The sequence below is a fragment of the Bacteroidota bacterium genome, from assembly GCA_039821555.1.
Lineage (GTDB): Bacteria > Bacteroidota > Rhodothermia > Rhodothermales > Rubricoccaceae > JBCBEX01.
Genome location: JBCBNX010000014.1, coordinates 88,900 through 93,073, shown reverse-complemented (window position 1 = coordinate 93,073; position 4,174 = coordinate 88,900). Strand labels below are relative to the sequence as shown.

Annotated in this window: 3 protein-coding genes; all 3 read right to left on the bottom strand. The window is 66.0% G+C overall.

The window, feature by feature from the left end; genetic code table 11:
• Positions 1-1,310, bottom strand: a 1,310-nt coding sequence (locus AAFU51_14570; GenBank protein MEO1572476.1) for an LruC domain-containing protein, incomplete at its 3' end; no start/stop codon positions are given.
• A gap of 557 nt (positions 1,311-1,867) precedes the next feature.
• Positions 1,868-3,307, bottom strand: coding sequence for a T9SS type A sorting domain-containing protein (locus tag AAFU51_14565; protein ID MEO1572475.1), 1,440 nt, complete (start codon positions 3,305-3,307; stop codon positions 1,868-1,870).
• 52 nt (positions 3,308-3,359) lie between these two features.
• Positions 3,360-3,764 carry a response regulator transcription factor gene (locus AAFU51_14560; GenBank protein MEO1572474.1) on the bottom strand — a complete coding sequence of 135 codons (405 nt, stop codon included), beginning with the start codon at positions 3,762-3,764 and terminating at the stop codon, positions 3,360-3,362.
• Between the last annotated feature and the right edge of the window lie 410 nt (positions 3,765-4,174).

Genomic DNA, 4,174 nt, shown 5'->3' with positions numbered 1-4,174 from the left:
TCGACGACGAGGTCGTTGAAGTCGTAGTCGCCCTGTCCGGGCCAGAGGTCCTCGTAGGCGAGGGTGCCGAACTGGTCCTTGGCGGGGCCATACTCGTAGGTGGCGACGGTGGGGTCGTTGGGGGCGTCGTCCTGGGTGTCGGGGACGCCGTCGCCGTCGGCGTCCGGCGGCGCCGAGCCGTAGCGCACTACGTCCGTCGGGTCGATCGCGCTGACGGGGTTCGCCGTCACGTAGAACACGACATCGTTGAAGTCCTGGTCGCCCGAGGTGAGCGGCTGGTCGTCGAAGCCGAGCACGTAGCGGCCGTAGTCCGTGAAGTTGAGGAAGACGTTGTGCTGCTCGCCAGCCGGGTTGAAGGCCGGGTTCGAGTAGTAGCGCTGGCGCGTCTCGCTCACGGCACGGGCGTTCGAGTCCCAGCCATCCTGGACGATGAACCAGCCAATCGCCATGCCCGCGTCGAAGCGGCCGAGGTACATCTTGTCGCCGCTCAGCAGCTTGCCGCCCTTCCGGTTGTAGGAGGCGTTGGGGAAGACGACGAGGTGCTCCGTGAGGTCGGCAACGGAGGCGGGCGGGTTGGCCGGGTCGTAGACATAGTAGCCGAACGCGTTCTTGTAGCCGGCGCCCTCGTGGACGAACGTCACCCACACATCGGCCTCGGCAGTGAGGTGCACGTCGAGTTGGTTGCCCTCGGCGACGAACTCCGGGTTGCGGGTCATCACCGACTTCTTCTCAGGAAGTGCGGCGTTGAGGTCGCGGAGGAAGTCCTGCGACATCACGTCGCGTGGGGCGATCAGATCGATCGGCTTGCCGCTGTTGTCGTACGCGCTGATGTAGGTGAAGGCCGACGACGCAGCCGAGGCAAAGTCGAGCGACGGCGCGACCTCGGTGTCGCCGCCGAACTGCGCCACGACGCGGTCGCCGTCGAGCGAGACGGTCTGCTCGCTCGGCAGGCCGAGATATTTGGTGCGGAGCGTGAGTTCGGTCGCGGTGGCCGACGCCACGAAGTCGCCGACGAGGCGCCCTTGAGCGTCGGTCAGGGCCGAGCCGAGCAGCTTGTCGCCGTCGTAGACATCGAAGCGGACGCCTTCGAGCGGGGCGTCGCTGTTGGTGAGCGCGCGCACATCGGCGCGGACGGTGCGCGTGGTGGCGTAGTCAAAGTCGGGCGCGACGGTCATCACGTCGGGGTCGCCCGCGACGGGATCAATGGGCGCGCTTGAGTCGACGGTATCGCAGCCGACAAAGACGGCTCCGGCGCCTAGGAGCGTGAGGCTCCAGGCACGCAGGCGATGGACGGTCGAGAAGAAAGACATGGGGTGCGGGTGGAATCGGTGTGGAAGCCGCGAGGCGGTTCAGGATTGTGGTGTGGGCGGTTCTGTAGCAAGGAATCCGCCCAGGTGGCTGTGCCAAAGATTTTCGCCGCTAGGGTACCCCTCCCGGTCATCGCCCCACAGAGCCCGGAAAGGGCGATTTCGCAGAATGGTGCATCATTATCCGTCCTTGTATCGTCTTTATTCGCGTCGATTGGAACGGCCGCGCACCGTCGGTGGGACGAGCGCCGACGCCTATCGACCTGGGGCTCAGGGGCTCGTGTTACGAGATGGCGCTCCGTAGGTAGATGGTGCCTCACATACGGAGAACATATAGGTCCCAGAACCCGCCATTTGCGCTTGTCCTGGAGTTCAGGCACCACGGCATCGCCATTCTCCGCCCTCCCTTCCTGATTCGCCCTGTCGTCACCCATCGGCACTCTATCACGCCCAGACCTCTCACCACGCCGGGCGCACAGCGCTACAGCAAACAGAGCGCGGCGGCCACGGCCGTGAAGCCATGACCGCCGCGTGCGGAGTCTGAGACGGAAGTGTAGGCGTCAGCGCGCGAGGGTCAGGCGCCGAAACTCTTCGAACCGCTCGCCCTGGATCCGGACGAGGTAGAGGCCCGGCGGTAGGCCTGCCCCTTCGAGGCGAGCGCGCCCGACCGTGTTGCTCGATAGCGTACCGTCGAAGAGCGTCGCCACGCGGCGGCCGAGCACGTCGAAGACCTCCACGCGCACGTCTTGGCCTTGGGCTACGGCGAACTCGATCTCGGCGCGGTCGCGGAACGGGTTCGGGAAGGCCGAGACTCGGAACTGTTCGTCGAGGCGAACTTGCGCTTCGACCTCCGGCGAGTATTCGAAGGTGCCGTCGAAGTCGACTTGGCGGAGACGGAACTGGTAGGTGCCGGGCGCGAGGCCGTCGAGGCGGAAGCTGTAGCGCTGCGACTCGGCCGTCGTCCCGGCGCCGCGCACGAAGCCCGCAGTCTCGAAGGCCGCCGTGCCGCTAGCCGGGTCTACCATCTCCACGTAGAAGCCCGCGTTCACGGTCTCAGAGGATGTCGCCCAGTCGAGTTGGACGGCCTCGCCGATGCTGGTGGCGCGGAAGCTGGTCAGCTCCACCGGCAGCGCGGTCGCGTCGCTGATCTCGACGTTGCGGATCTCGTGGAAGCTCCGAGCGGCCCCTGTGGATGAGCCAAAGCCAAGCTTGAGCGTGGCGGGAGGCGGCGTGTCGAGTTGGATCGGAGCGATTACTTCCGTGAGGGGTGCCCCCTGACCGAACTGCACGTTCACGGTGATAGCGAAGCCGGTACCGCTCGGGATGATGGCGATCTGAGCACGACGGTACTCGTCGTTCGTCTGGTCAGGGCGGGTGCTCTGCCGGAAGGAGAGCAGGTCCGTGAGCGTACCTGTCGTGGCGACGAACGGGTAGTCGTTGGTGGCGTCGGCGTCGCTGGTGTTGGCGGCACCGCGCACGGTGAGCGAGTTGACGGTCCGGCCCGGCCCACCGTTCTTGCAGCGGTCGCCTGGGTTGGCGAAGTTGCCGAACTCGTCGAAGCCGATGCCAACGTAGGCGCCGGCTAGCCCTGGACGCTCATCGCCCGGTGCAGAGCAGCCGTTGGCATAGCCCAGCGAGCCGCCCCACTCGCCGATGTCGAAGTCGCTCGCCGACAGCGCGCCGTCGAAGAGGAACAGTGTGAAGCCGTCGCCGGGGAACGTGTCGCCCCAAATGGCAAACTGGATATCTACCACGACGCCGTCCGTGGACGGGAAAGCCGTGTCTAGGAAGGCATAGCCACGGCGAAATTCCGCATTATCGGTGAGTCGCAGCCAACCCTGGCCAACCGGGTCTTCATCGCCACCAGTGAGTTTAGCATCACGTGCGAGCACCCACCCGTTGGCGGTGGCACCGGTGAAGGATTCGGTGATAGCAAACTGCGCCTGAGCGTGCGGGCTGAGCACGAGGAGCGCGAGCAGGAGTAGGGTGAAGCGAGGCATGAGGGTGGAGGTGGTTGGGATCGCCGGGGCGTGATACCCACGGCCAAGTCGTCTAGGCTGCCGATCCAGCCAGCGAGCGCTGGGTCCGGCGGATGCGGCGGAGGAGGTTGTCCAGCCGCGCGCGCAGTTCTTCGGGGTTGAAGGGCTTCACGACGAAGTCGTCGGCGCCGAGGCGCAGGCAGCGCACCCGGTCGGCACTCTGCTCGCTGCCGGAGAGCATCACGACCGGCACAACGTCGTAGGCTACCTGGCTGCGCAGCTCCTCGACGACCTCGAAGCCGTCGATGCCGGGCATCTGGAGGTCGCACACGATGGCGTCGGCGGTGTGGTCCGCGAGCCAGGCTAGCGCCTCCTCGCCCGTTTCCTGGACCACGACTTCGTAGGTGTCGGCGAAGTAGAGCGCCAGGAAACGCTGCATCGCGATGTCGTCTTCGATGACCAGAAGAGTGGGAAGCATGGGGATGGGGGGTGTGGTAGTAGGGTGGCTGCCCTCTATGCAAAGCGCAGACCGACCCGGCTATTTCGCGGTCGTCCCCCTGCTTCGGCGCCTCCTGCTCGCCTTGCCGACATAGCCCACCAGGCGCTCTGAGGGGCGACATCGTTCGATTGTGCAACGGCGGCGGCGCTTGAAACGCGTCGATTGTGATGCCGCGGTTCCAATTCTCCCGCAGTGTACCCGTCCGGACTCTGGACCTGGCTCGACCACCTGGCCCGGCTACCTGGCACGAAACTGCCCGATGTCTGGGTAATATTCGCCTCGTCTGCGGGGAGTCGTCACGCCGTGTCCGGTTGCACGCCCAGCAGGGGGCGCCGCGCCAAGACCACGTCGAGGCGCTAGCACATCTCAGGCGCTGGCATGTCTCAAGC